Source organism: Dyella solisilvae (genome assembly GCF_003351225.1).
Lineage (GTDB): Bacteria > Pseudomonadota > Gammaproteobacteria > Xanthomonadales > Rhodanobacteraceae > Dyella > Dyella solisilvae.
The window spans coordinates 1,103,409-1,129,964 of the sequence record NZ_QQSY01000002.1; the positions used below are offsets into that span (position 1 = coordinate 1,103,409).

Here is a 26,556-nt window from a genome sequence, read left to right on the forward strand (position 1 = left end):
CCTCCGATGGCGACGGGCGGGCAGGCTTGCGCCCCGCCGCCCATCCCCGATGTCGGCTTACTCGCCCAGCGCCTCGCGCATGAACTCCGGCTGCGCCAGCGCGGCCTTGTGCATGTCGGCGTTGTAGTAGCGGGTGGCGAAGTTCTTGCTCAGCGCGCCGCGCTCGCGGAAACCGGTCAGGTCGCCGCCCTTGCGGACCATGGTGCAGCTCCACCAGCCGGTCGGGTAGCACGGCTGCGGGAACGGCAGGGTCTTCACCGCGCTGAAGCCGGCGGTGCGCATGGCCGAACGCATGGACTTGATCAACTCGATGTGCGCGATCGGCGATTCCGATTGCTGCACCAGGATGCCGCCGTGGCGCAGGGCCTTGTAGCAGCTGGCGTAGAAGGCGGCGTTGAACAGGCCTTCGGCCGGGCCGACCGGGTCGGTCGAGTCGACGATGATCAGGTCCAGCGATTCCGGCTCGGCTTCCGCCATGTACTTGATGCCGTCGATGAAGAGCAGCTCGGCGCGCGGGTCGTTGTTGGAATCGCACAGTTCCGGGAAGTACTGCTCGGCCAGGCGCGTCACGCGCTCGTCGATCTCCACCTGCACCGCGTGCTCCACTTCCTCGTGCTTGAGCACTTCACGCAGCGTGCCGCAATCGCCGCCGCCGATGATGACCACGCGCTTGGCGCGCGCATGGGTGAACAGCGCCGGGTGGGTCATCATCTCGTGGTACAGGAAGTTGTCGCGGCTGGTCAGCATCACGCAGCCGTCGATCACCATCAGGTTGCCCCAGTCGGTGGTCTGGTAGATCTCGATGGTCTGGAACGGGGTTTTCTCGGCGTGCAGCAGCTTCTCAACGCGGTAGCCGATGGAGGAGCCGGAGGCCTGGTGGGCTTCGGTGAACCAGCTGGGGTGCTGCGACATGGGGGCGTTCCTGACGATCGATGGGTTCAAAGAGCGCGAATTGTAGCCGAACCGGCGCCATCTTCCCGTTTTCGCTGGGAAACGCCGCCGGCACATTGTCACAAGACGCCGTTACAATAGCCGTCCGGACCGCCGGGCTCAGCCCGCATAAGATCCGTCAGGTCAGTCCGGCCCCGCGGCGTGCGAGGCTTCCGGCCGGCTGACTTTGTTTCGTCAAGGCTCGCCGCTGCGACGACATGTAAAGGGTGTGTCACGCCCGTTATTGAAGGAACCCTCCATGTCGAAGCACTGGAACATCGACGCTGCCCGCCATACCTATGCCGTCCCGCATTGGGGCGACGGCTACGTCGACGTGAACGCGGCCGGCCATATCGTGATGCGCCCGCATGGCGCGAAAGGCCCGGCCTTGTCGCTGCCGGCCATCGTGGACCGCGCCCGCGCCGAAGGCCTGCGCCTGCCGTTGCTCGTTCGTTTCCCGGACATCCTCGCCGACCGCCTCAAGCGCCTGCAGCAGGCGTTCGCCAAGGCCATCGGCGAGTGGAGCTATGCGGGTGGCTATACGGCGGTCTATCCGATCAAGGTGAACCAGCAGCGCGGTGTGGCCGGCGAGCTGGTGGCGGCGGGCGAACATGGTTTCGGCCTCGAGGCGGGTTCCAAGCCCGAGCTGATGGCGGTGCTGGCCATGGCCCGCCCCGGCAGCATCGTGATCTGCAACGGTTACAAGGACCGCGAATACATTCGCCTCGCGCTGATCGGCCGCAAGCTGGGCCTGCGCGTGCACATCGTGATCGAGAAGCTGTCCGAACTCGACCACGTGTTCACCGAGTCGAAGGCGCTGGGCGTCGAGCCGTTGCTCGGCGTGCGCGTGCGCCTGGCCTCGATCGGCGCTGGCAAGTGGCAAAACACCGGCGGCGACAAGGGCAAGTTCGGACTCTCGCCCAGCCAGGTGCTGACCCTGGTCGAGCGCCTGGAACAGGCCGGGCTCAAGCACACGCTCAAGCTGCAGCATTTCCACATGGGCTCGCAGATTTCCAACGTGCGCGACATCGCCAACGGCATGCGCGAAGCCACGCGCTACTTCGTGGAACTGAAGCGCATGGGCGTGCCGCTGGAGATCGTCGACGTCGGCGGTGGCCTTGGCGTGGACTACGAAGGGTCGCGCTCACGCAGCCACAACTCGATCAATTACTCGATCGAGCAGTACGCCGCCACCATCGTCCAGTCGCTGGCCGAGGCCGTCGCCGAGGAAAACCTGCCCGCGCCGCACATCATCACCGAGGCCGGCCGCGCGATGACCGCGCACCACGCGGTGATGGTGGTGAACGTGACCGAAGTGGAACCCGTGCCCGCCGGCAACATTCCGTCGGCGCACGAGCATGAGCCGGCCGTGCTGCGTCGCCTGCGTGAAACCTGGGACGAACTCGACCAGCGCCCCGCGCTGGAACTGTTCCACGAGGCCCAGCATCACGCGGCCGAAGGCCAGGCGCTGTACGCGTTGGGCCAGCTCAACCTGCAGGACCGCGCGCGCCTGGACGACATGTACTACGCCATCGCCAACGCCGTGCGCACCCGCCTGCTGCCGGCGGAGCGTTCGCATCGCCAGGCGCTGGACGAGCTGGACGAGAAGCTGGTCGACAAGTACTTCGTCAATTTCTCGGTGTTCGAATCCGTGCCGGATATCTGGGCGATCGACCAGATCTTCCCGATCGCGCCGATCGCGCGCCTCGACGAGGAACCGACCCGCCGCGGCGTGATCGTCGATCTCACCTGCGATTCCGACGGACGCATTGACGACTATGTCGATGCCGAGGGCGTGGACGTGAGCCTGCCGCTGCACGCACTGAACGAAGATGAGAGCTATCGCCTCGGCATCTTCATGGTAGGCGCGTACCAGGAAACGCTGGGCGACATCCACAACCTGTTCGGCGACACCGACGCGGTGAACGTGCGGGTGGACGGCGATTCGTACGTCTTCGCACACAAGCGTCGCGGCGACACCACCGACCTGATGCTCGACTACGTCGGCTACGACCTGGAAGCCCTGCGCCGCAGCTACCGCGAGCGCATCGCCGCCGCCGGTGTCGATGGCGAGGCGGCCGAGCAACTGTTCGTCACATTGAACGAAGGTTTGACCGGCTATACCTATCTGTCCGAAGGCGCGCACTAAGTTTTTGCCCGTCATTCCGGCGCAGGCCGGAATCCAGTAGCGGGACGGTGCGGTTTTCGCGAAAGAAATCACCGTTGTCGCGAAGACCTCCCAGTACGGCCACTGGATTCCGGCCTGCGCCGGAATGACGGAGTAGGAAAGGTTCATCCAAGCCGTCCATTCGTCGCACGGATGCATGCATACAAGCTGTGCCAGCCTGCTCGTCCCCACGGACAGGCTGTGCGATACACAACCTGATTCCGTTTCTGCTTTCCCCGTTCCCCATCGACAGGAGTGGTTATGGCAAGTCTCGACGGCAAGGTGGCACTCATCACTGGCGCGGCCAGCGGCCTGGGCAAGGCGATCGCTGAGCTGTATGCGAAGAACGGCGCCGCGGTGGCCATCGCGGACATCAACCAGCAGGCCGCGGACGCGACCGCAGCCGAGATCAATGCAGCAGGCGGCAAGGCCATCGGCGTCGCGATGGATGTCACCGATGAGGCCGCGGTCAACGCCGGCACCGAGAAGGTGGTCGCCACATTCGGTCATCTGGACATCCTGATCTCCAATGCCGGCATCCAGATCATCAACCCGATTGACCAGTTATCTTACGCGGACTGGAAAAAGATGCTCGCCATCCATCTCGACGGTGGCTTCCTCACGACGAAGGCGGCGCTCCAGCACATGTACAAGGGCGATCGCGGCGGCATCGTGATCTACATGGGCTCGGTGCATTCGCATGAAGCCTCCAAGCTCAAGTCCGCCTACGTCGCCGCCAAGCACGGCTTGCTCGGTCTGGCGCGCACGCTGGCGAAGGAAGGCGCAGCCCACAACGTGCGCTCGCACGTGATCTGCCCAGGCTTCGTGCGCACGCCGCTGGTGGAGAAGCAGATCCCCGAGCAGGCCAAGGAGCTGGGCATTAGCGAGGCCGACGTGATCAAGAACGTGATGCTCAAGGACACGGTGGATGGTGTGTTCACCACCGTCGACGACATCGCGCAGACCGCTCTCTATCTCGCCGCCTTCCCCTCGGCAGCGCTCACCGGACAATCGATCGTGGTGAGCCACGGCTGGTACATGCAGTAAGCGTCGGACCTCGCCCCTGCCATGCCGGGCGAGGTCGATCCGCCGCATTCCATCGATGCCAGTCCGCGCGGGGCAGGTCGCACCGCGCGGGCAGCTTGCCAGGAGCGCCACCGCCATGAAGATTGCTGACGTGAAGGCCAATGCCTTCGCCATGCCGCTGACCAGCCCCGCATTCCCGCTGGGGCCTTATCGCTTTGTCGATCGCGAATTCCTAGTCATCACCTATCGCACGGACCTCGATGCCCTGCGCGCGGTGGTCCCCGAACCGCTGCAAGTGACCGAGCCGCTGGTCAAGTACGAATTCATCCGCATGCCCGACTCCACCGGTTTCGGCGACTACACCGAGTCAGGCCAGGTCATTCCGGTCAGCTTTGAAGGCCAGCATGGCGGTTACGTGCATTCGATGTATTTGAACGACCATCCGCCGATCGCCGGAGGACGCGAACTGTGGGGTTTCCCCAAGAAACTCGCGAGCCCTGAGCTGGCGACAGAGATAGATACCCTGGTCGGCACGCTCGACTACGGCAAGGTGCGCGTGGCCAAGGGCACCATGGGCTTCAAGCATCGCCTGGCGGACCATCAGGCGGTGCTGGCCTCGCTGGCCGCGCCCAACTTCCTGCTCAAGATCATTCCGCACGTGGATGGCTCGCCGCGCATTTGCGAGCTGGTCCGCTATTACACGACCAATGTCACGCTCAAGGGCGCCTGGACAGGTCCGGCGGCGCTGGAACTGCATCCCCACGCGCTCGCGCCGGTGGCCGATCTGCCGGTGTTGAAGGTGGAGTCGGCGCTGCACTTCGTCACCGACCTGACCCTCGACCTGGGCACGGTGGTGTACGACTATCTCGCTGATCGAGCCGAGGGCTGAGGCGTATGGACGTCCGCAAGAATTCACCGGAATCCAGGCTGTCCGATCCCGACCGTCTGCGACAGCTCCACCAGCAATATCAGACCACCGCCCTGGTGCTGCAGGGTGGTGGCGCCCTGGGCGCGTACCAGGCGGGTGTGTACGAAGCGCTGGATGAAGTCGGCATCCTTCCCAACTGGGTCGCCGGCATCTCCATCGGCGCGCTCAATGCGGCCATCATCGCCGGCAATGCGCCGGAGCATCGCGTCGCGCGCCTGACCGAGTTCTGGCACACCATCTGTCGCCCGCCGTTGTGGCCGGCATGGGCGACCGCGCCGCTGGACCCGGGCGCCTGGGAGTTGCCGTGGCAAAACGGCCTGAGCGGCCTGGCCGCGCTGCGCGCCCTGGTCGAGGGGCAGCCCGGCTTCTTCAGTCCGCGTCCGTTCCCCCTGACGCCCTGGCGTGCCTCGCCGGCCTCGGCGAGCTGGTACGACACTTCCCCGTTGAAGTCGACGCTGGAGCGGCTGGTGGATTTCGACCGCATCAACCACAAAGGCGCACTGCGCGTCTCCGTGGGCGCGGTGAACATCCGCACCGGCAACTTCGTCTATTTCGACAACACCCAGGGCCCGCTGCGCGTCGAGCATTTCATGGCGTCGGGCGCTTTGCCGCCGGGGTTCCCGGCCATCGAGGTGGATGGCGAGTTCTACTGGGATGGCGGCATGGTCTCCAACACGCCGCTCTACAAGGTGTTGTCGGACCCGTCGTGCCGTGACTCGCTGATCTTCCAGGTCGATCTGTGGAGCTCGCGTGGCGAGCTGCCGTGCGATCTGGCGGAGGTCACCTCGCGCGCCAAGGACATCCAATATTCCAGCCGCACCCGCCTCATTACCGAATACATGGGGCAGCGGCAGCGCCAGCAGCGCATACTGCACGACCTGATGGCGCTGGTGCCGGAAGACCAGCGCCACCAGTCCGCCTATCGCCAGGCGCAGCTCCACGCCAGTGGCGCACTCGTCAACCTGTTCCACTTGATTTACCGCAACAAACCGTACGAAGGGCATTACAAGGACTACGAATTCAGCTTCGACAGCATGCGCCAGCACTGGAGCAGCGGTCTGGACGATCTGCGCTGCACGTTCGCCGAACCGGACTGGTTCGAGCTGCCGAGCGGCGAGCATCCCTTCGTGACCCACGACGTCCATTGTGAAGATTGATCCACAGAGAATATCCATGAGTCTTAAAGCTGCATTTATCGGACTGGGAGCGATGGGCACGCCCATGGCCGGTCACCTCAAGTCGCGCGGCCTGCTGCATGCCGTCGCCAGCCGCACCCAGGCCAACGCCGACGCCGTGGCGAAGGAACTCGGCGTCGCCGCGCCGTCGTTGAGCGACATCGCCGCCCAGTGCGACGTGATCGCCTTGTGCGTCACCGCCGATGCCGATGTGCTGGGCCTGGTTGATGCCTTGGCCCCCCATCTGAAGAAGGGCGCGATCGTGGTGGATCATTCCACCGTCGCGCCGGATACGGCCAAGCAGGCTGCGACCAAGCTCGCGGCCGTCGGCGCGCACTTCCTCGACGCGCCGGTATCCGGCGGCGTGGAAGGCGCGAAGAACGGCAAGCTCTCGGTGATGGTGGGCGGCGATGCCGCCGTTCTGGAACGCGCGCGCCCTGTGCTCGAGGCTTATGCGCTGCGCGTGACGCATCTCGGTGATGTCGGCGCCGGCCAGGCCACCAAGGCGGTGAACCAGGTGCTGGTCGCCGGCATCGCGCAGGGCGTGTGCGAAGGTCTCGCGCTCGCCGAGGCGCTGGGCCTGGATCCGGAACGCCTGCTGCCCACCCTGGGCGCTGGCGCCGCCGGCAACTGGTTCCTCGAAAAGCGCGGCGCCACGATGCTGCGCAACGAGTTCAGCGTGGGCTTCAAGCTCGGCCTGCTGCACAAGGACCTGGGCATCGTGCGCCGCATCGCCGAAGGCGCTGGCGTCAACCGCAACGTGATCGAGCGCTCGCTGGCTGATTACGCGGAGCTGATGAGCCAGGGTTATGGCGACGATGATATTTCCGGGTTGATTCGGCTTAAGCGGAAAGGCTGAGGCGTTCGTCACTCACGACGCCACACACTTCACCGTCATTCCTGCGAACGCAGGGATGACGATGTTTTGGGGACGCGCGCAGTGTCCTGCTTGCACCTCAAACAAAAAGGCCGCATCAAATGATGCGGCCTTTTTCACGACTGGAATCGACGAGGCGTGAACTTACCGCCCTTCCTTCAACGCGATCGCATTGATCCCGGCCGAGGCCAGGCGCTGCTTGGCCGACTCCAGCTCGGTGGCGGAATGGAACGGGCCCAGGCGCACGCGGTTGTAGGTCTGGCCGTTGACGTTCACCGGCGCCACGTTGGCCACGAAGCCCTGCATCGCCAGCTTGGCCTTCAGGCTTTCGGCATCGGCCGGGCTCGGGAAGGCGCCCACCTGCAGCAGATAGCCACTGCCGGCCGGGCTAGCCCCGGTGGCGGTGGCCGGCGCCTGCGCATGCACGGCGGATTCCGGCGCGGGCGTGATGGCTTCGCTCACCGCGGCGGGACCCGGCGCGGGCTTCTGCGCCGCCGCCTGTGCCTGGGCCTGCGCCGCCTGCTGGGCCGCCTGCTGCTTCTGCTGCTGCTCGGCCTTCGCCTGGGCGCTGATCACCGCATCGGGGATGCGTACTTCCTTCTCCGACAACACCGAGTAGAAGTCGTACTGCGGCTTCTTCGCGGCAGGCGCCGCGTCGGTGGCCGAGGTGGACTCGTTGCTCGCGGCGCCGGCGTCGCTACCGCGCTGCGCGGTGGCCTGCGCGTTGGGCTGCGGGCCTTCGGCGCCGCGCGGCGCCATAGGCAGGTGGCCACGCATGCCGAACATCAGCAGGGCGCCGATCAGGATGCCGATGACGGCCCAGCCCCAGCCCGGCATGCCGCCGCTGTTGTTGCGGACGGCCTGTCGACCCTTGCCCTTGCGTGCTGCCATTTACATCTTCTCCGGGGCACTGAGTCCCAGCAAATCCAAACCGTTGCGTATGACCTGGCGCGTGGCGAGCGCGAGCGTGATGCGAGCATTGCGCAATTCCGCGTCGTCCACGATCCACTTGTGCTCGTGATAGTAACTGTGAAGTGCGCCGGCCAGTTCACGCAGATACTGGGCGATCAGGTGCGGTTCCAGATTGGCCGCGGCGGCCTCGACCACCTCGGGGTAGCGCGACAGCTCGGTGAAAAGATCCTGTTCATGGAGGCTGTCCAGGCGGCCCAGCTGGCCGACGCCGGCCTGGGTGTCGACCGGCGGCAGGCCGCGCTCGGCCAGCTCCTCCAGCACGCGGCACACGCGGGCGTGGGCGTACTGGATGTAGTAGACCGGGTTGTCGTTGCTCTGCGAGCGGGCCAGGTCGATGTCGAACACCAGCTGCGAATCGGCCTTGCGGGCGATCAGGAAGTAGCGGGTGGCGTCGCGGCCGGCTTCCTCGATCAGGTCGCGCAGGGTGAGGTAGCTGCCGGCGCGCTTGGAGAGCTTCACCTCTTCGCCGCCGCGCATCACCGTCACCATCTGGTACAGCACGTAGTTCGGGTAGCCCTTGGGGATGCCGGTATCCAGCGCCTGCAGGCCGGCCTTCACGCGGGCCAGCGAGCCATGGTGGTCCGAGCCCAGCACGGTGACCGCATTGACGTAGCCGCGCTGCCACTTGGACAGGTGGTAGGCCACGTCCGGCACGAAATAGGTGAACGTGCCGTCGGACTTGCGCATCACGCGGTCCTTGTCGTCACCGAAATCGGTGGTGCGCAGCCACAGCGCGCCGCCTTCCTCGTAGGTATGGCCATGGGCGACCAGTTCGCGCACGGTCTCTTCCACCTTGCCGTCGCTGTAGAGCGAGGATTCGAGGTAGTACACGTCGAAACCGACGCCAAAGGCGGCCAGGTCCAGGTTCTGCTCGCGGCGCAGGTAGGCCACGGCGAAATGACGGATCGCCTCCAGGTCGTCGGCATTCTTGGCGCCGGTGACCACGTGGCCTTCCACTTCGACGCTGTCGCCGTTCAAGTAGGCCTGCGCCACGTCGGCGATGTAGTCGCCGCGGTAGCCGTCTTCAGGCCAGCCGGCGTCATTCGGCGTGAGGCCGCGTGCCCGGGCCTGGGTGGACACGGCCAGGTTGTGGATCTGCACGCCGGCGTCGTTGTAATAGAACTCGCGCCTGACGTTCCAGCCGGTGGCGTCCAGCAGGCGGGCCAGGCAGTCGCCCAGCACGGCGTTGCGGCCGTGGCCCACGTGCAGCGGGCCGGTCGGGTTGGCCGAGACGAACTCCACGCCCGCCACCACGCCGTTGCCGCTATGGCTGCGGCCGTAATGGTCGCCGGTGGCCAGCATCTGGCCCACTTCGGCGTGGTAGGCGCCAGGGGCCAGGAAGAAGTTGATGAAACCCGGGCCGGCGATCTCGACCTTGCCCACCAGCGTGTTGGCCGGCAGGGCGGCCACCAGCTTCTCGGCCAGTTCGCGCGGCTTGGCGCGGGCCGGCTTGGCCAGAAGCATGGCGGCGTTGGCGGCGAAGTCGCCGTGGTCGCGGTTGCGCGCGCGTTCGATCACGAAGTTCGGCACTTCGAGGTCGGCGGGCAGGGTGGAGTCGTTCTGCAGGGTACGAATGGCCTGCAGCAGCAGTTCACGCAGCTGTTCTTTCACGGCGTTGGTCAGGCGACGATGGAACCCCCAATCCTAACAGACCGGCGCTGGCAAGGCCGGTCCGCCAGCAGGTCCGGCTGCTGCTGCGCTGCGGGGGAGAAGTCTGTGGATAAGTCTGTGGGGAAGCGGGAGCCTGTTGGAGCCAGGCGCGCTCCATTTCCGGAAGAAATGCCACTGTAAGAAAAAATAGTCAATCCATTCAACGCTTTGAAAGACACACTTGAGGGTCTCGGAAGCAATCGACTGGAAAGTGCCGTCTCAGGCTGAATGTGCATAAGTCGCGGAGCGAGTCACCAAGCCGCCTGCGGACACAAATGCAAGTTGCGCGTCATGCCGCTGTCATGCGGCGCCGCCACACTCTCCTCCGTCCCCCGGCACCTCCCCGCTGACGGGACGGGAGATCGCCGTTGCTCCTTTCTCCCCACAAGACGGCTAGACGGCGCGGATCTCCCCCCGCGCCGTTGTTTTTTTCAGGATCGGCTCAGAGCTGGCCCAGCGCCGCCATCGAGGTCGGCTCGCCGCTGCCGATCACCAGGTGATCGAGCACCCGCACCCCCACCAGCTGCAGGGCATCGCGCAATTCGCGGGTGATCTGACGATCGGCCGCGCTGGGTTCGGCGACTCCGGAGGGGTGGTTGTGGGCAAAGATCACGGCCGAGGCGTTGTGGGCAAGGCACGCCCGCACCACCTCGCGCGGATGCACGCTCGCGCCGTCCACGGTGCCACGGAACAATTCCTCGAAGGCCAGCACGCGGTGGCGGTTGTCCAGGTAGAGGCAGCCGAACACTTCGTAGGGCAGGTGGCGCAGGCGGGCGCGCAGGTAGTCGCCGCTGTCGCGCGGGTTGGCCAGGGTGGGGCGCTCGGCCAGTTGTTCGGCCAGCGCGCGGCGGGCCAGTTCCAGCGCCGCGACCAGGCGGGCCCGCTTGGCCGGGCCGATGCCACGGAGGCTCACGCGGGACGGGTCGGCCAGCAACGCAGAGAGTCCGCCACGGTTGCCCAACAACTCGCGACCGAGGGCGATGGCGTCCTTGCCGCGCACGCCGCTGCCCAGCAGCACGGCGATCAGCTCGGCGTCGGACAGGGCGCCGCCGCCCCGGCTCAACAGTTTTTCGCGGGGACGTTCCCCTTCCGGCCATTCACGAATGCTCATCCGAACAGGCTGCCGGCGAGACGCCTTGCTTGCCCACTCGTCTCCCGCCGCGCTCGGTTGTCCGGCGTGCCGCCGCGGGTCGGCAAGTCGACGCCTGGCAAGGCCGTCAGCCGGGGGGCGGCGGCAGCTGTCGGGCGAATTCCGCGCTGATCCAGTCGATGAAGGCGCGAACCCGGGGCGAGAGCTGGCGACTGTGTGGGTAGAGCACGTAGACCGGGGAGGGCGCCGGCGGATGGTCGGCCAGCACCTCGACCAGCGCGCCGCTGGCCAGATCCGGCTGCACGCGGTAGCGGGGCACCTGGATCAGGCCCAGGCCCAGGCGCGCGGCGCCGACGTACATCTCGGCCCCGGCCACGCTCAGCGTGTGCGGCAGGTCGACGTAGCGCAGCTCGCCGCCGACCCGGCACTCCAGTGGCAACACGCCGCCCGTGGCTGACGATACGAAGCCGACCATGTGGTGGCCGGCCAGGTCGTCCGGGCTTTGGGGCGTGCCGTGGCGCGCCAGGTAGTCGGGACTGGCGTAGGTGCCTTCCTCCAGCAGCGCAATGCGTCGGCCGACCATGCGGCTGTCGGCCGGCTGCCCCACCCGCAAGACACAGTCCACGCCCTCCTGGACCAGGTCGACGTAGCGGTCGCCCTCGCCGATGCGTAGCTGGATGCCCGGATAGCGCGCGAGGAAAGCAGGCAGGCCGGGAAGCATGAAGTGGCGGGCCAGTGTGCCCTGCACATCCACCCGCAACAGGCCACTGGGCGTGGCGCCGGTGAAGGCGGCCTCGGCTTCCTCGATCTCGGCCAGGATGGCCAGGCAGCGCTGGTAGTAGGCCTCGCCATCGAGGGTGGGCCGCACCTGGCGCGTGGTGCGCTCCAGCAGGCGCACCTTCAGCCGCGCCTCCAGCGCCTTGACCGCTTCGGTAACGGTGGAACGTGGGAGTTCCAGGTCCTGCGCGGCCTGGGTGAAGCTGCGTCGCTCCACGATGCGGGCGAACAGGCGCATGGCGTCGACCTTGTCCACGACATTATTCCCGTTATCCGAATAGTGTTGCTGGATTTCAGCAGATTATCCGTGACACAGGAAAGTCCATCCTCTCGCTGCCGGCATTGGCGCCGGCTCCCACGAGAGGAAGCTTCCCATGTCTGCATCCCCATCCAAGGTGGCCATCGTCACCGGCGGCTCGCGCGGCATCGGCGCGGCGGTATCCGAACGGCTGGCGCGCGAAGGCTTTGTCGTCGTCATCAACTACGCCGGCGACGCCGCTGCGGCCGAATCGCTGGCGCGCAAGATCGAGGCCGGCGGTGGCCGGGCGCTCACCGCACAGGCGGACGTCGCTGATCCGGCCGCGGTTCGGCGTTTGTTCGACGCGGCCGAGACCGCCTTCGGCGAGGTTGATGTACTGGTCAACAGCGCCGGGATCATGCATCTGGCGCCGATAACCGAAGCCGATGACGACCTGTTCGACCGCACCATCGCCGTGAACCTCAAGGGCAGCTTCAACGCCATGCGCGAGGCAGGCAAGCGCCTGCGCCAAGGCGGTCGCATCATCAACTTCTCCACCAGCATCGTCGGCACCTACCTGCCGACCTACGCGATCTACGCCGCCACCAAGGCCGGTGTGGAAGCGATGACCCATGTCATGGCCAAGGAGCTGCGCGGGCGCGGCATCACGGTCAACGCCGTGGCCCCCGGCCCGACCGCCACCGAGCTGTTCCTCAAGGGCAAGTCGCCCGAGCTGGTGGACCAGCTGGCGCGCGCCGCCCCGCTGGAACGGCTGGGGCAGCCGGAGGATATCGCCAACGTGGTGTCCTTCCTCGCCGGCCCCGACGGCGGCTGGGTCAATGGCCAGGTCCTGCGCGCCAATGGCGGTCTGGTCTGAATGTTTGCTTCAGGCGCCGCCCTCGCGTGGCGTCGATGTTTCCGGAGACTTCCATGAACGAGATCATCGTCATTACGGGCGCTTCCAGCGGATTCGGCCTGATGGCTGCGCGCGCCCTGGCCCACGCCGGCCATACCGTTTATGCGGGCATGCGCGACACCGCGGGGCGTAATGCGCCGCGCGCCCAGGAACTGCACGCCTATGCGCAACGGCACGGTGTCGACCTGCGCGCCATCGAGATGGATGTGGCGGACCAGGCCTCGGTCGATGCCGCCATCGCCCATATCGTGGCCGCGCATGACCGGTTGGACGTGGTGGTGCACAACGCCGGCCACATGGCCTACGGGCCGGCCGAGGCCTTCACGCCCGAGCAGTTCGCCGCGCTTTACGACGTCAACGTGCTTGGTACCCAGCGTGTGAACCGCGCCGCGTTGCCGCATCTGCGCCGGCAGGGGCGTGGCCTCCTGCTGTGGGTGTCCTCCAGCAGCACCCGTGGCGGCACGCCGCCCTACCTCGCGCCTTACTTCGCGGCCAAGGCGGGCATGGATGCGCTGGCGGTGAGCTATGCCGGCGAGCTGGCGCGCTGGGGCATCGAGACGTCGATCTTGGTGCCCGGCGCGTTCACCCAGGGCACCAACCATTTCTTGCATGCCGGCGCCCCTGCGGACGAGGCGGTGGCGAAGGCCTACGCCGAGGGCCCCACGGCCGATCTGGCCGAGGTGGCGCTGAAGGGACTGGCGGCGCTGGAACCGGCCGACGCCGACCCGCAGTCAGTCGCCGAGGCCATTGTGGCCGTGGTGCAGGCGCCGTTCGGGCGGCGGCCGTTCCGCGTGCATGTCGATCCCTCGCAGGATGGCGCCGAGGTCGTCAACCGCATGGCCGATCGGGTGCGGGCGGAGCTGCTGCGCCGTATCGGGCTGGACGATGTGCTGCATCCCCGCGTCACGGCCTGAGCCCGCCGCCTGCGAGCATTGAGCCGAGCCATACTGGCGATTCCGGTAAGCTACCCAGCCAAACGGTTGTCAGGCCCAAACACCATGAGTCTTGCCCAACGCCGCATCCTGCTGGGCGTGTCCGGCGGCATCGCCGCCTACAAGTCCTGTGAGCTGGTCCGCCGGCTGCGCGACCTCGGCGCCGAGGTGCGCGTCGTGATGACGGAAGGCGCCACGCATTTTGTCAGCGCCACCACCTTCCAGGCCCTGTCCGGCCAGCCGGTGCGCACCAGCCTGTGGGATGCGGAAGCCGAAGCGGCCATGGGCCATATCGAGCTGGCGCGTTGGGCCGAACGCATCCTGATCGCCCCCGCCAGCGCCGACCTGATCGCGCGCCTGGCGCACGGCTTCGCCAACGACCTGCTGACCACGGTCTGCCTGGCCAGCGCGGCGCCGCTCTATGTCGCCCCGGCGATGAACCAGCAGATGTGGGCCCATCCTGCGGTGCAGGCCAACGTCGATACCTTGCGCCAGCGTGGCGTGTACCTGCTGGGGCCCGCTTCCGGCGACCAGGCCTGCGGCGACATCGGCTCGGGCCGGATGCTCGAACCGATGGAGCTGCGCGAAGCGTTGGCGGCCTCGTTCGGCAAGCCGGTGCTGCGCGGCCTGAAGGTGGTGGTCAGCGCCGGGCCGACCTACGAAGACATCGATCCGGTGCGCTTCATCGGCAACCGCAGCTCCGGCCGCATGGGCTTCGCCGTGGCCGAGGCCGCCGCGCAGGCGGGGGCCGAGGTCACCCTGGTGGCCGGCCCGGTGAGCCTGGCCACCCCGCAGGGCGTCGGGCGTCGCGTCGACGTGCGCAGCGCCGCCCAGATGCGCGATGCGGTGGTGGACGCCACCGCCGGCGCCGACATCTATATCGCCGCCGCGGCAGTGGGCGACTATCGCCCGGCGCAGGTAGCCGATCACAAGCTCAAGAAGCACGACGGCGCCGCGCTGGAACTCAGCCTGGCCGAAAATCCCGACATCCTGGCCACGCTGGCTGCGCAAACCGTGCGCCCCTTCTTGGTCGGCTTCGCCGCGGAAACGCATGATGTCGAGCGTTATGCGCGCGACAAACTCAAGCGCAAGGGACTGGACATGATCGCCGCCAACCAGGTCGGCGGCGGCCTCGGCTTCGAGGCTGCCGACAACGCGCTCACCTTGTATGGTCCCGAGGGAGCCATCGAGCTGCCGCGCGCCTCCAAGACGGAGCTGGCGCACCAGCTGGTCGCGAGGATCGCCGAGCGTTACCAGGCGGTGCGCGGATGATCGAGGTAGAGCTGAAGATCCTCGACCCCCGCCTGGGCGACACCATCGAATTGCCACAACCGGCCACCGCCGGCAGCGCGGGCATGGACCTGCGCGCCGCCATCGAGGCGCCGCTGACCCTGCAGCCGGGCGAGAGTGCGCTGGTGCCCAGCGGCATGGCGATCCATATCGGCGATCCGGGCTGGTGCGCGCTGATCGTGCCGCGCTCAGGCCTGGGCCATAAGCATGGGCTGGTGATGGGCAACCTGGTCGGCGTGATCGACGCGGACTACCAGGGCCCGCTGATGATTTCGTGCTGGAACCGCGGCTCGCAGCCGTACACCATCGCAGTAGGCGATCGCGTCGCCCAGCTGCTGCTGGTGCCGGTGGCGCAGGCGCGGCTGAAGGTGGTCAAGGAGTTCGCGCCGTCGCAGAGGGGCGAGGGCGGTTTTGGATCGACCGGGGTCAATTAGGCGCGCCGGACGGGCGCAATCGGCGCCCGATACCGTGCGACATGAACTTCCTGTTTGGGGACAGGGCATGGTGAAGATCAGCTTGGGCGGGCGGCCGTCCTTGGCAAGCATCGATTGGCAGCGACTGCTGCCGCTGGTGGTGGGCACCCTGCTGGTGCTCGCGGGCGTGTTTTGCCTCTGGCAGACCTGGCAGATCGTCGACGAGGGCAACGCCGCCGGGCGAGTGCATGCGGCGCAGAGGCAGGCCGTCGAGGCCGTGAGGGCGGAGATCGCACATAAGCGGGGGCAGGTGGAGGCCGCGGTAAGCGCCACGGATCCAGTCGCGCTGGTCGCCGACCCCGCGCAGGGCGCCGCCACGCTGCGCCCGCTGATTCCCCAAGCCTTGGCGGTGGATATTTACAGCGGCAGTCTCGATGAAGTGCTTCATGCGAATTTCCGTGCCTTCGGTTACGGCAAGGCAGCGCAACTGATGGCGGCGCAGTCAGCCGACGGCAAACCGTTGGCGCAGACTGTCCCAGATAGCCGCGGCGGCCGAGTGCTCAGCGTGGTGGCGCCAGTCGGGTCGGCCGCGCATCCCCAAGCCTGGGTGTGGGCGGCGCTGCCGTTCGCACCGGTGGAGGCAAGTTTCAAATTGATTTCACCCGAAGGCGGTCGACTTGAGCTGCGCCAGGGCGATGACCGTGGCGACCTCCGGTTGCTGGCGACGGGCAGTGCTTCGGCCGTACGCGAGTCCACGGGTGTACCGGTGGAAGGTACGACTCTGAGCGTGGTGGCGGCCCTGCCGCAGGCCTACATCGTACTGCCCCGCCAGTGGGCGTTGACCGGACTGCTGGGATTGCTCGGCATCGGCGGCGGCGTGTACCTGTTCTGGCTGCGCGCCCATCCCCGGCGCCAGCAAGCGGCCGCGGACGAGCCGGTGTTCTCCGAGCTGCTGGCGAACCCGCCCGAACCGGAGCAGCCCGCCGCCCCACCGCGCCGGGTGGCGGCGCCTCCCGCCCCTGTCACGGTGGATCCGTCCATCTTCCGCGCCTACGACGTGCGCGGCGTAGTCGGCAAGACGCTGACCAAGGACGTGGCCCGCCTGCTTGGACAGGCCATCGGTACGTTGATGCGGGAGAAGGGCCTGCTGGAAACCGTAGTGGGCCGCGATGGCCGCCTGTCCGGGCCGGAACTGGCCGGCGCCCTGGCAGACGGCCTGCGCGAAGCCGGCGTCGATGTCATCGACGTGGGCGCGGTTCCCACCCCTGTGGTGTATTTCGCGGCCTACCGCTTCAACACCGGCTGCGGTGTGGCGGTCACCGGCAGCCACAATCCGCCGGACTACAACGGCTTCAAGATCGTCGTGGGTGGCGAGACCTTGTCCGAGGGGGCCATCCAGGATCTGTACGAACGCATCAGCAGCGGCAAGCTCGAGCGCGGCGGCAAAGGCAACCTGCGGCACGTGGACGTGCTGCCCGACTACATCGAACGCATCACCTCCGACGTGCAGGCCGAGCGCCGCCTCAAGGTGGTGGTCGATTGCGGCAATGGCATCGCGGGCGCCGTGGCGCCACAGGTGCTCGAGGGCATCGGCTGCGAGGTGATCCCGCTCTACTGCGACGTGGATGGAGCCTTCCCCAACCATCACCCCGATCCGTCCGACCCGCACAATCTGGAAGACCTCATCTTTGCGGTGAAGCAGACCGGCGCCGATCTCGGCGTGGCTTTCGACGGCGACGGCGACCGCCTGGGCGTAGTCACCCGGGAAGGCGAAATCATCTTCCCCGATCGAACCCTGATGCTGTTTGCGCGCGACGTGCTGTCGCGCCAGCCGGGCGCCACCATCATCTATGACGTGAAATGCACCGGCCATCTGAAGGGCGAGATCCTCGACGCCGGCGGCAGCCCGATGATGTGGCGCACCGGCCACTCGCTGATCAAGGCCAAGATGCGCCAGACCGGCGCCGAATTGGCCGGTGAGATGAGCGGCCACTTCTTCTTCAAGGAGCGCTGGTACGGTTTCGACGACGGCATCTACGCCAGCGCGCGCCTGATGGAAATCCTCGCGGGCGACCTGGAAGAACGCAGCCCGGAAGAGATCTTCGCCAGCTGCCCCAAGGGCGTGTCCACGCCGGAGCTGAAGGTGGAGATGGCCGAGGGCGCGCATTACCGCTTCATCGAGGCGTTCCGCCAGAAGGCCCACTTCGGCGACGCCACGCTCACCACCATCGATGGTGTGCGCGCCGACTGGCCGGATGGCTGGGGCCTGGTGCGTCCCTCCAACACCACGCCGATCCTGGTGCTGCGCTTCGATGCGGACAACGAGCCGGCGCTCCAGCGCATCCAGCAACTTTTCCGTCAGCAATTGCGTGCGGTCGATCCCGCACTGAAGCTGCCGTTCTGAAAATGAAAACCCCGGTGTGACCGGGGTTTTGGGTGAGCGCCGGCCCATGGGCCAGCGCGTTGTTCGAGCCGCAGAGTTGCTTTGCTTACTGCGCCTTGGCCTGTGCAGCCTTCAGTTCGCGATAGCGCTGAAGGTCCTGCTCATTTTTCTTGGCGGCGGCATCCCGCGCGCTCTCTTCCCGGTCGAGCAGGCTGCGCTGGTGGGACACCACGTCGCGCTGCTTGGCGATGCTGTCGTTGAGGAACTTGGGTACCGGCTGTTTGGCCCGCTCAAGGTCGCCGGCGCGCGTCAGCAGGTCGGTGAGCGCTTTCTCCTGGGTCCGGAGATTGGCGCGCGTGGTCTCGATCTGTTGATCGATGTGGTCCAGGTTCTGCTGCAACGAGATCTTGTAAGCATCCTCAGTGGGATAGGCAGACAGGACCTGAGAATCCTGGCGCTTGCGCTCCAGCTCCGCCTTATCCTGCGCAGCCTGCCGCTCGGCCGCCTTCTGCGCGGCGGCGCGTTCCTCCGGACTGAGCTGGCGATCGACATGCTGCACCACCAGACCGCGGTCATTGACCAAGTCATAGCCGAATTTCATGGCATCCGACGTCAGGCTGTCGCTGTAATGCGGCAGGCCGCTGGCATCTGTCCAACGATAACGATAGCTGGGCTGCTTGGTCTGGGCCTGCACCTGCACGCCGGTCGCCATCGCCAGCACGGCGACGGCAAAAATCGTTTTACGCATCAACAAATCCCCCTTGTCGGCCGAGTATAGCCGGCGCCGCGGCGATGCCCTAAACGTTGCCATGCCCAGCCTGTCGCCAATGTGACCGGTATCGCCAACGCTGCCCGGCGATCAGCCGCCGACGCCGTACTGCTGGCGATAGGCCAGCAGGCGCGCATGCTCGCTGGCGAGCTCGGGGCGCTCGCCAGCATACGACAGCACATCACCCAGGCTGGTGATGGCGATCACCGGAATGCCGAACTCGGCCGTCACCTCCTGCGCCGCCGACAGCGCGCTCTGGCCGCGCTCCTGGCGATCGAGCGCGATCAGCACGCCGGCCGGGGTGGCGCCCTGCGCGCGGATCAGCGCGAGCGACTCGCGCACTGCCGTGCCGGCGGTCATCACATCGTCCACGATCAGCACGCGGCCCTTGAGCGGTGCGCCGACCAGCACGCCGCCTTCGCCGTGGTCCTTGGCCTCCTTGCGGTTGTACGCCCAAGGCAGGTCGCGGCCATGCCGGTCGGCCAGCGCGATGGCGGTGGCGGCGGCCAGGGCGATGCCCTTGTAGGCCGGGCCGAACAACATGTCGACCTCAATGCCCGAATGCACCACCGCTTCTGCGTAGGCGCGACCCAGCTGGGCCAGCGCGGCGCCCGAATCGATCCGGCCCATGTTGAAGAAATACGGGCTCTGGCGACCGGACTTGAGGGTGAAGTCGCCAAAGCGCAGCACTTCGCGCTGCAGGGTGAGTTCGATGAAATCGCGCTGGTAGTCGTGCACGGCGGTTCTTCTCTTGATCGGATTCAACGGGGCAGGGCGCACAGCATGAGGTACTGCGGCCCGGAACGCCCGCCATGGTACAGCCCGCCGGTCTCCCGGAAGCCGGCGCGCAGATAAAGCGCCAGACCCGGCGCGTTGCGCAGGTTCACGGTGAGGGCCACGTCGCGCGCCATCGGATGGCGCAGCGCCATGTCGCGCATGGCGGCCATCAGCGCCAGCCGGCCCAGTCCACGGCCTTGCCAGCGCGCATCAATGAAGAACGAGCGCAGTCCCAGCGTGGGGTGCTCGAAGTCGACGCCGGCGAGCGTGCGGGCGTGCTTTTCCACGCGATAGAAACCAATGGGCTCGCCATCGCAAAGGACAGCCATGGGCTCGCTGCCTTCGCAGCTCTCGGCGTCGGCCAGTGAATCGGCGACGCGGCCGACGAAGGCGTATTGCTCGTCGTGAACGCCAAGCGCGAGCAAGGCCGGACGAAGCGGCGCATCCACGGGTACGACCTGGATGTCAGGGCGGTCAGTCATGATTGCTATGATGGCCCATCCAACGGAAGCTAGGGCGCCCCTGACATGCGCATCATCAGTCTCAATGCCAACGGCATCCGCTCGGCCGGCACCAAGGGTGTGTTCGAGTGGTTGCGTCACCAGAAGGCCGATGTGGTCTGCCTGCAGGAAACCAAGGCGCAGGAAGACCAGCTGACCGACGCCATGTTCCGGCCCGACGGCCACCACTGCTTCTACCGCGACGCCACCAGCAAGAAGGGTTACAGCGGCGTGGCGATCTACGCCAAGCGCGAACCGGACGAGGTGCTGACCGAGTTGGGCTGGGCGCCGTTCGACACTGAGGGGCGCTACATCGAGGCGCGCTTCGGCAAGCTCAGCGTGGTGTCGCTGTACGTGCCGTCGGGCTCGTCCGGCGAGGAGCGTCAGCAGTTCAAGTTCGAAGTGATGGACTGGATCTCGCCGATCTTCGCCAAGTGGATGAAGAGCGGCCGCGACTACGTGTTGTGCGGCGACTGGAACATCGTGCGCAGCGAGCTGGACATCAAGAACTGGCGCTCCAACCAGAAGAACTCCGGCTGCCTGCCGGAAGAGCGCGGCTGGCTCAACGATCTGGTCGAGAAGCATGGCTGGGTGGACAGCTACCGCACGCTCCATCCCAAGGGCCAGGACTACACCTGGTGGTCCAACCGCGGCAACGCGCGCGCCAACGACGTGGGTTGGCGCATCGACTACCAGATCGTCACGCCGTCGCTGCGTGATCGACTGAAGCGCTGCGCGATCTATCGCGACGAGCGGTTCTCCGACCACGCACCTTATACGGTCGACTATGCCGACTGAGCCGGCGCCGGTGAAGAAGCCGGCCAAGGTCTCGGTGTGGCACGCCTTCGCGCAGCCCGCCGCGTGGACGATGTTCCTGCTCGGCTTTTCCTCGGGCCTGCCGTTCCTGCTGGTCGCCGGCACGCTGGCCTACTGGCTCAAGGAAAACGGCATCGAGCTCAAGGACATCACGATGATCGCGAGCGCGGGCATGACCTACGCGTTCAAGTTCCTGTGGGCGCCCTTGCTGGATCACTGGAAGCTGCCGCTGTTCTGCCGGCTGGGGCAGCGACGCGGCTGGCTGCTGTTCGCGCAGCTTGGCGTCCTGGCGGGCCTGCTCGGCATGGCCGTGCTCACGCCACTTAACCTGGCGCCGTTCGTGGGCGCCACGCTGGTGGTGGCGTTCTTCGGGGCGACCCAGGACATCGCTGTCGATGCATATCGCATCGAGATCGCGCCCACTTCGGAGCAGGGCGCACTGGTGGCGACCTATGCGCTGGGTTATCGCATCGCGCTGATCGTGGCCGGTGCGTTCGCCCTCATCCTTGCCGACCACATGTCGTGGACACGGGTCTACCTGTTGCTGGCGGCGATCATGGTCATTCCCATCGGCACGACGCTGTGGGCAGCCGAACCGCAGGTGATGCGCCATACGCCGCGCGGCTGGGGCGAGGCCATGCGCGAGAGCGTGGTCGACCCATTTGCCGACTTCTTCCGTCGCTACGGCTGGTGGCTGGCGTTGGTGACGCTGTTGTTCGTCCTGCTCTTCAAGATTCCCGAGCAGGCCACCATCGGTGGCGTGATGAGTCCGTTCTATCGGGACATGGGCTTCAGCAAGACCGAGATCGGCACGGTGACCAAGATCTACGGCATCTGGGTTGGCATCGTTGGCGCCTTCGTGGCCGGTGCGGCCGTGGCGCGTTGGGGCGCATGGCGGGTCCTGGGCGTCGGCATGGTGGCCATTGGCCTGAGCAATCTCCTGTTCCTTTGGCTCATCGCCCATCCGGGCAACTTGCTGGTACTGACCCTGGTGATTTCCGGAGACAACTTCACGCAAGGGTTCTTCGGGCCGCCCACGGTGGCTTTCCTGTCGTCGCTGGTGAACCGCCAGCATACGGCCACGCAGTACGCCTTGCTCAGTTCGCTGGTGAACCTGCCGGGCAAGCTCCTGGGTTTCTTCGCCGGTGGCATCGCCAGCGCGACGGGCTACGGTTCCTTCTTTGTCCTGACGGTGGTCTCCGTGATTCCGGCCACGCTGCTGTTCACCTACCTGTGGCCGCGTTTCAGCCATGACCAGCCGACCGCGACCAACGCGGACAAGGCGGAATAACGCATAACGTGCATCAGCCAAGCGGTCGATTCACTCGACCGTTGGCCTGTGACAAGATGTGTGCCACAGGGGGCTTATGACTTGCAGGAGGGAGTGTCCGTGCCGGACCTCGTCATACGCCATATCGACAGTCTCATGGCCGAGCGCATCAAGGCGCTCGCCAAGGAGCGGCAGTGGTCGATCAATGACGTGGTGCTGCACGCACTGCGGCATGGCCTCGGCATGGCTTCGACCAACCTGTTTGCAGAAACCATGCTCGATCCCGGTGACCTGACCACGCTAGCCGGCCAATGGGATGCCAAGGAGAAGGCTGCCTTCCAGGAAGCGGTGCAGGCGCTGTCGCGCACGCCGGCCACCCAGCTGGCGCGGGTGAACCTGCCGCTGGAAGACGACAACTAGCGTGGCGCTGGGTAAACCGCGCCGAGCACACGCGGGCCGCGCGCTCCCGTGACCGCGGGCAGGTTGCCCGGCAGGCCAAGCAGGCGCTGGCGCGCCAGCCAGGCAAACGCGGTTGCTTCCAGATAATCCGGATCCACGCCGTGGTCGGCGGTGCTGCTGAGCACGCGGGGTGCGAGCAGTTCCTCAAGGCGTCGCATCAGCACGCCGTTGTGCACACCACCGCCGCAGGCCAATACGTCCGCCGCATCCGCTGCATGGCGATCGATCGCGTCAACGACGCTGCGTGCCGACAGCTCCAGCAGCGTGGCCTGCACGTCGGCGGCAGCCACGGCGGACGCCCGGTGGTGGGAGGCAAGCCAACCCAGGTGGAAATGTTCGCGCCCGGTGCTCTTTGGCGGCGCAAGCGCGAAGTAAGGGTCGGCCAGCAGTTCGTCGAGGAGCGCTGCGTCGACCCGACCGGATGCGGCGAAGGCGCCGCCGGCGTCATAGGCCCTGCCGTGGTGCTGCAGATTCCACGCATCCATCAGCCCGTTGGCGGGACCGGTATCGAAGCCAAACACGCCGCCATCCGCGGCTAGCACGGTGATGTTGGCGATGCCGCCCAGGTTGAGGACTACACGCGTGCGCCGGGGCTGCGCCAACAGCATGGCGTGTACCGCCGGCAATAGGGGCGCGCCCTGGCCACCGGCTGCGACGTCAGCGCGACGGAAATCGGCGACCACGTCGATGCCGCAGCGTTCGGCAATCACCGAAGGGTCACCCACCTGCAGCGTGAAAGGATGTTCGCCAGCAGGCCGGTGGCGCAGCGTTTGCCCGTGCGAGCCAATCGCCCGCACTGCGTCACGCTGGGGTTCGTTGCGCGCCAGCAGCGCGTTCGCCGCGTCGGCAAAACATGCGCCGATGGCCACGTCCAGCCTGCCGTAGGCATCGAGGTCGAGCCGGGTTTCGTCCTGGGCCACCGCAAGGATGCGTGCGCGCAGCGCATGCGGCCACGGGTGCGTCAGCGCATCCACCAGTTGTGGGGCGCCGTCCGCGAAGCGCACCAGCGCGGCATCGATGCCGTCGGCGCTGGTGCCCGAGATCAGGCCGAGGTAAAGCGCCGAAGCATCGTTCACGGTGATCAGTCGTCGTTACGTTTCGTGCCGCTGGCCTTGGCCAGTTTGATATTGGCGTCCAGGCTCTTCAGGCGGGCCAGCTGCGGCTGCACCACCTGCGACTTGAACTTGGCCAGCTGCGCGGCGGGCAGCGGCTCGGGCTTGGGCAGCGTCACCGTCTGCGGGTCACGCTGCACCTCGTTGACGCGGAACTCGTAATGCAGGTGCGGGCCGGTGGCCAGGCCGGTCATGCCGACATAGCCGATCACCGTGCCCTGGCTTACGTGCTGGCCGACTTTTTCCGGACCGAACTTGGACATGTGGCCGTAGGCGGTGCTGATCGAACCGTTGTGCTGGATGATCACGAAGTTGCCGTAGCCGTTCATCCAGCCCTTGTACTTGATCACGCCATCGCCCGCCGCATGGATCGGCGTGCCGGTGGGCGCCGCGTAGTCCACGCCTTTGTGAGCGCGCATCAGGCCCAGGATCGGATGCATGCGCGCGGCGCTGAACTGCGAGGAGATGCGCGTGAAATCGACCGGGATGCGCAGGAACGACTTCTGGATCGGGCGGCCGTCCTCGCTGAACCAGCCGTAGCTGCCGTCTTCCTTCTTGAAGCGGTACGCGGTGTAGCGGTCGCCCTGGTTGACGAACTCCGCCGCCACGATGTCGCCCTCATGCAGGTAGGCGCCGTCGCGGTACACGTCGTCGTAGATCACCGTGAAGCTGTCGCCTTCGCGCAGGTCCTGCACGAAGTCGATGTCGTATTTGAAGAGTTCAGCGAGCTTGAGCACCATCTGGTTGCTCATGCCAGCCTTGGAGCCGGCGGCGAACAGCGAACTGTCGATGGTGCCGTGCGCCACGTGCTCGCGGTGATCCACCTCGCGGGTCTGCGCGGTCACCGTGGCCTTGTCGCCATCGAAACGCATGATGGTGCGGTTCGCTTCATCCTTGTCGAAGCGGATGCCCTTGAGGCTGCCGTTTCTGTCCAGCAGGAAATCGAACTCCTGCCCCGGGCTGATGTGGTGCAGCGCCTTGGCGTCGCCCGACTGGTCGACTACGTGCTGGACGTCGGTGAGGCTAAGGCCCTGGCTCTGGAACAGGTCCGACAGTGTCTGGCCCGGCTGCACCTGCACGATGTGCCAGTCTTCGACGGTGGGCGTGCGCACCACTTCAGGCGCGGCCTTGGGCAGGGCGAGCGGCAGCACGGCGTGCGCGGTGGACGTGGTGTCCGGGCGCATGGCGCTGGCCCAGGCAGGAATAAGGAAGCCGGAAACGGCGGTGATCAGCAGCGCGGTGCCGGCGAGCATCCAGCGCTCGCGATGCCAGCGAATCGGCTCCGCATCACCATTGCAACCAAAGGACCAGTGGGCGCAACGTTCATAAAAGTGAGAGTGGCGACGCTGCGCCTTTCGACGCATGGCCAGTTTGCGCGCTGAACGCGCGATCTCGTTTCTCTCACCCATGCCCGGTGTTCCCCAGGTACCAAATTTCTAATTGGCGCGTACCATAGCGAGCTTGTGCAGAGAGCGTCAACGCCTTTTCCATCAATGGGTTGCACGATCTTTTTGGTTAACACACAATTAACGGAATGCCCCGGGAAGCTATGATTTCCGGTGACGTCCAGACAACGAAAATTTGAGGAATACATGAACGAGCTTGAGCAAGCGCTGGCCACCATCTCGCGCGGCGCCGACGAGATCATCAAGCAGGAAGAGCTGGTCGAGCGCCTCAAGCTCGGTCGCCCACTGCGCATCAAGGCGGGCTTTGATCCGACTGCGCCGGACCTGCACCTGGGCCACACCGTGCTGCTCAACAAGATGCGCCAGTTCCAGGACCTGGGGCACCAGGTGATTTTCCTGATCGGCGACTTCACCGGCATGATCGGCGACCCGACCGGCAAGAACGTCACGCGCAAGCCGCTTTCCCGCGAGGACGTGCTGGCCAATGCCGAGACCTATGCCGAGCAGGTCTATAAGGTGCTGGACAAGGAGCGCACCGAGCTGCGCTTCAATTCCGAGTGGTTCGGCCAGATGAGCGCCGCCGACATGATCAAGCTCGCCGCCCAGCACACCGTGGCGCGCATGCTCGAACGCGACGACTTCTCCAAGCGCTTCGCCGGGCAGCAGCCGATCGCCATCCACGAGTTCCTCTATCCATTGGTGCAGGGCTACGACTCGGTGGCGCTCAAGTGCGACGTCGAGCTCGGCGGCACCGACCAGAAGTTCAATCTGTTGATGGGCCGCGCCCTGCAGGAACACCACGGCCAGCTGCCGCAGATCGTGCTGACCATGCCGCTGCTCGAAGGCCTGGATGGCGTCAACAAGATGTCCAAGTCCCTGGGCAACTACATCGGCATCAATGAGCCTGCGATCGACATCGTCACCAAGACGCTGAAGATCGGCGATGAGCTGATGTGGCGCTGGTTCGAACTGCTCAGCTTCGAGACCACGATGGACGACATCGCGCGCATGAAGCAGGAAGTGGCCAGTGGCGCGCTTAATCCGCGCGACGCCAAGCTCAAGCTCGCGCGCGAACTGGCCACGCGCTTCCACGATGCGGCCGCTGCAGAGCAGGCGATTGCCGGTTGGCACGCCGTCGTGCGCGGTGAAGGCGACACCAGTCTGTTGCCGCTCACTGAAATTGCAGTGCCCGCGGAAGGGCTGCGCCTTGCTGCACTACTTACTGCGGCAGGCCTCACGCCAAGCAATGCAGAGGCAAACCGCAAGCTGAAAGAACGCGCCGTGCGCATCGATGCGGAAGTGGTCGAAGATGCACAGCGCGTGTTTACCCCGGGATTCGAGGGGGTTTTGCAGATCGGCAAGCGCAACTTCGCTCGCGTGTTGTTGACTCAAGCGTGAGTTCGTCGCGACGACGCAACGTCGTCGCGATCGAAAAATGAAAAGAGTTTCGCGTGAGAACAACGCTTTACGCGAAACGCGAAAAATAATTTCAGAAATTGCTTGTCAAAGGTGGGGGGCATGCCTATTATTCGCCTCCCGCCGCTGGCATCGCCCTCCGGACGGCAACATCGAAAACGAAAATTCTTCGAACACGGTGTTGACGGACAGGAAAAACGATGTAAGATGAGCGGCTCACTCGGAACGAAATGTTCCAGCGCTGAAACGGAAACGGTCAGCAAGTGA

General features: G+C 66.1%; 24 protein-coding genes. 14 read left to right on the forward strand and 10 right to left on the reverse strand.

The annotated features are described in order from the left end of the window. Positions 1–57: 57 nt before the first annotated feature. Positions 58–912: a polyamine aminopropyltransferase gene (speE, locus tag DVT68_RS11965; protein WP_114825267.1), complete on the reverse strand. Its 855-nt coding sequence runs from the start codon at positions 910–912 to the stop codon at positions 58–60. A 277-nt stretch (positions 913–1,189) separates the two neighbouring features. Between speE and speA the strand changes: the two genes are divergently transcribed. The 5 genes from speA to DVT68_RS11990 all read left to right on the forward strand — a co-directional run bounded on the left by speA (position 1,190) and on the right by DVT68_RS11990 (position 7,085). Then, positions 1,190–3,079: a biosynthetic arginine decarboxylase gene (speA, locus tag DVT68_RS11970; RefSeq protein ID WP_114825268.1), complete on the forward strand. Its 1,890-nt coding sequence runs from the start codon at positions 1,190–1,192 to the stop codon at positions 3,077–3,079. A gap of 279 nt (positions 3,080–3,358) precedes the next feature. After that, positions 3,359–4,144 (forward strand): 3-hydroxybutyrate dehydrogenase, encoded by a 786-nt coding sequence (locus tag DVT68_RS11975; protein WP_114825269.1) that lies wholly within the window; start codon positions 3,359–3,361, stop codon positions 4,142–4,144. A 115-nt stretch (positions 4,145–4,259) separates the two neighbouring features. Further along, on the forward strand, positions 4,260–5,012 hold the full coding sequence (locus DVT68_RS11980) for an acetoacetate decarboxylase (RefSeq protein ID WP_114825270.1): 753 nt from the start codon (positions 4,260–4,262) through the stop codon (positions 5,010–5,012). A 5-nt stretch (positions 5,013–5,017) separates the two neighbouring features. Next, positions 5,018–6,208, forward strand: coding sequence for a DUF3734 domain-containing protein (locus tag DVT68_RS11985; protein WP_114825271.1), 1,191 nt, complete (start codon positions 5,018–5,020; stop codon positions 6,206–6,208). Between the two features lie 16 nt (positions 6,209–6,224). Next, positions 6,225–7,085 carry an NAD(P)-dependent oxidoreductase gene (locus DVT68_RS11990; protein WP_114825272.1) on the forward strand — a complete coding sequence of 287 codons (861 nt, stop codon included), beginning with the start codon at positions 6,225–6,227 and terminating at the stop codon, positions 7,083–7,085. A gap of 162 nt (positions 7,086–7,247) precedes the next feature. Here DVT68_RS11990 and DVT68_RS11995 read toward each other — a convergent pair whose 3' ends face one another. From DVT68_RS11995 to DVT68_RS12010, 4 genes are all read right to left on the reverse strand, one after another. Then, positions 7,248–7,994, reverse strand: a complete 747-nt coding sequence (locus DVT68_RS11995; protein ID WP_114825273.1) for an SPOR domain-containing protein — start codon at positions 7,992–7,994, stop codon at positions 7,248–7,250. Beyond that, complete coding sequence (gene argS / locus DVT68_RS12000; protein WP_114825274.1) at positions 7,995–9,686, reverse strand: arginine--tRNA ligase; 1,692 nt, start codon at positions 9,684–9,686, stop codon at positions 7,995–7,997. Between the two features lie 481 nt (positions 9,687–10,167). Continuing rightward, a complete protein-coding gene (gene radC, locus DVT68_RS12005) occupies positions 10,168–10,836 on the reverse strand; it encodes a RadC family protein (protein WP_114825275.1) in 669 nt (222 codons plus the stop codon). A 106-nt stretch (positions 10,837–10,942) separates the two neighbouring features. Beyond that, entirely contained in the window at positions 10,943–11,848 is a 906-nt protein-coding gene (locus DVT68_RS12010; RefSeq protein WP_114825276.1) for a LysR family transcriptional regulator, read from the reverse strand. A gap of 118 nt (positions 11,849–11,966) precedes the next feature. Here DVT68_RS12010 and DVT68_RS12015 point away from each other — a divergent pair, with 118 nt between their 5' ends. The 5 genes from DVT68_RS12015 to DVT68_RS20715 all read left to right on the forward strand — a co-directional run bounded on the left by DVT68_RS12015 (position 11,967) and on the right by DVT68_RS20715 (position 17,785). After that, the gene (locus DVT68_RS12015; RefSeq protein ID WP_114825277.1) at positions 11,967–12,707 is read left to right on the forward strand and encodes an SDR family oxidoreductase; all 741 of its coding nucleotides are present in this window, start codon (positions 11,967–11,969) and stop codon (positions 12,705–12,707) included. Positions 12,708–12,760: 53 nt separating this feature from the next. Then, the gene (locus tag DVT68_RS12020) at positions 12,761–13,660 is read left to right on the forward strand and encodes an SDR family oxidoreductase (protein WP_114825278.1); all 900 of its coding nucleotides are present in this window, start codon (positions 12,761–12,763) and stop codon (positions 13,658–13,660) included. Between the two features lie 84 nt (positions 13,661–13,744). Continuing rightward, on the forward strand, positions 13,745–14,950 hold the full coding sequence (coaBC, locus tag DVT68_RS12025) for a bifunctional phosphopantothenoylcysteine decarboxylase/phosphopantothenate--cysteine ligase CoaBC (RefSeq protein WP_114825279.1): 1,206 nt from the start codon (positions 13,745–13,747) through the stop codon (positions 14,948–14,950). Next, positions 14,947–15,402, forward strand: coding sequence for a dUTP diphosphatase (dut, locus tag DVT68_RS12030; protein ID WP_114825280.1), 456 nt, complete (start codon positions 14,947–14,949; stop codon positions 15,400–15,402). Before coaBC ends, dut begins: the two co-directional genes overlap by 4 nt. Positions 15,403–15,469: 67 nt before the next feature. After that, positions 15,470–17,785, forward strand: coding sequence for a phosphomannomutase/phosphoglucomutase (locus tag DVT68_RS20715; RefSeq protein WP_114825281.1), 2,316 nt, complete (start codon positions 15,470–15,472; stop codon positions 17,783–17,785). Positions 17,786–17,870: 85 nt separating this feature from the next. Here the strand turns inward: DVT68_RS20715 and DVT68_RS12040 are convergent, their stop codons facing one another. From DVT68_RS12040 to DVT68_RS12050, 3 genes are all read right to left on the reverse strand, one after another. Continuing rightward, complete coding sequence (locus DVT68_RS12040; protein WP_114825282.1) at positions 17,871–18,512, reverse strand: DUF4124 domain-containing protein; 642 nt, start codon at positions 18,510–18,512, stop codon at positions 17,871–17,873. A 111-nt stretch (positions 18,513–18,623) separates the two neighbouring features. Further along, positions 18,624–19,271, reverse strand: coding sequence for an orotate phosphoribosyltransferase (pyrE, locus tag DVT68_RS12045; RefSeq protein ID WP_114825283.1), 648 nt, complete (start codon positions 19,269–19,271; stop codon positions 18,624–18,626). A 23-nt stretch (positions 19,272–19,294) separates the two neighbouring features. Then, positions 19,295–19,792 (reverse strand): GNAT family N-acetyltransferase, encoded by a 498-nt coding sequence (locus DVT68_RS12050; protein WP_114825284.1) that lies wholly within the window; start codon positions 19,790–19,792, stop codon positions 19,295–19,297. 45 nt (positions 19,793–19,837) lie between these two features. Between DVT68_RS12050 and DVT68_RS12055 the strand changes: the two genes are divergently transcribed. The 3 genes from DVT68_RS12055 to DVT68_RS12065 all read left to right on the forward strand — a co-directional run bounded on the left by DVT68_RS12055 (position 19,838) and on the right by DVT68_RS12065 (position 22,316). Continuing rightward, on the forward strand, positions 19,838–20,608 hold the full coding sequence (locus DVT68_RS12055) for an exodeoxyribonuclease III (protein ID WP_114825285.1): 771 nt from the start codon (positions 19,838–19,840) through the stop codon (positions 20,606–20,608). Continuing rightward, positions 20,598–21,917 carry an AmpG family muropeptide MFS transporter gene (locus DVT68_RS12060; RefSeq protein ID WP_425477486.1) on the forward strand — a complete coding sequence of 440 codons (1,320 nt, stop codon included), beginning with the start codon at positions 20,598–20,600 and terminating at the stop codon, positions 21,915–21,917. The genes DVT68_RS12055 and DVT68_RS12060 overlap by 11 nt, the downstream gene beginning before the upstream one ends. A 99-nt stretch (positions 21,918–22,016) precedes the next feature. After that, complete coding sequence (locus DVT68_RS12065; protein ID WP_114825369.1) at positions 22,017–22,316, forward strand: hypothetical protein; 300 nt, start codon at positions 22,017–22,019, stop codon at positions 22,314–22,316. Here the strand turns inward: DVT68_RS12065 and DVT68_RS12070 are convergent. Beyond that, on the reverse strand, positions 22,313–23,431 hold the full coding sequence (locus DVT68_RS12070; protein WP_114825286.1) for an anhydro-N-acetylmuramic acid kinase: 1,119 nt from the start codon (positions 23,429–23,431) through the stop codon (positions 22,313–22,315). The two genes, DVT68_RS12065 and DVT68_RS12070, sit on opposite strands and share 4 nt — an antisense overlap. Positions 23,432–23,436: 5 nt before the next feature. Continuing rightward, the gene (locus tag DVT68_RS12075; protein ID WP_114825287.1) at positions 23,437–24,876 is read right to left on the reverse strand and encodes an OapA family protein; all 1,440 of its coding nucleotides are present in this window, start codon (positions 24,874–24,876) and stop codon (positions 23,437–23,439) included. A gap of 183 nt (positions 24,877–25,059) precedes the next feature. On the opposite strand from DVT68_RS12075, the gene tyrS reads away from it, so the two are divergent. Further along, positions 25,060–26,271 (forward strand): tyrosine--tRNA ligase, encoded by a 1,212-nt coding sequence (gene tyrS, locus DVT68_RS12080; protein WP_114825288.1) that lies wholly within the window; start codon positions 25,060–25,062, stop codon positions 26,269–26,271. Positions 26,272–26,556: the final 285 nt, after the last annotated feature.